The organism is Desulfobulbus alkaliphilus (assembly GCF_016918545.1).
GTDB classification, from domain to species: domain Bacteria; phylum Desulfobacterota; class Desulfobulbia; order Desulfobulbales; family Desulfobulbaceae; genus Desulfobulbus; species Desulfobulbus alkaliphilus.
On the sequence record NZ_JAFFQC010000166.1, the window covers coordinates 1 to 478 of the forward strand.

Consider the following 478-nt stretch of genomic DNA (forward strand, 5'->3'; position numbering starts at 1 on the left):
AAACAGAGCAGCGAGCTGCTGGTGATGGCGACGGGAAGTGAACGCCCGCTCTATCGTGGCCACTGCATCGAGCTCGGCCCCTGGCCGGCGGAGAGCTAAGCACGATCGCAGCACTTTCACCACGCGCTGCACTTTCAACAACAGCAACAACAAGGCCCCATGATGGGGCCTTGTTTATTCACCGGACGTCGGGCTATCTGGCGTACGTTTCAGACTGCCGGGTAAAGCCAAGGGATTCGTAAAGCGACCTGGCCCTGTCATTGAATGACATCACCTCCAGCCGGATCTGGCTTGCGTCGCGGGCCTTGGCCCAGCAATCGCAATGGGCGATCAGTGCCTTGCCTATGCCACGGGATCTGTGATGCTCATCCACCACCACGGTCGTGATCCGACAGACGGGCAGCTTGGTAAGAAACGGAATGGCTTCATTGATATCGATTCGGGCAGTCAGAAACCCCGCGACCACCCCCTCCACCAC

1 protein-coding gene is annotated in these 478 nt (G+C 59.0%); it reads right to left on the reverse strand.

Features of this window, described 5'->3' with window-relative positions; translation table 11 throughout:
- Nucleotides 1-193 precede the first annotated feature (193 nt).
- Nucleotides 194-478 (reverse strand): GNAT family N-acetyltransferase (locus tag JWG43_RS17915; protein ID WP_205244306.1); only part of this gene is annotated, 285 nt, incomplete at its 5' end.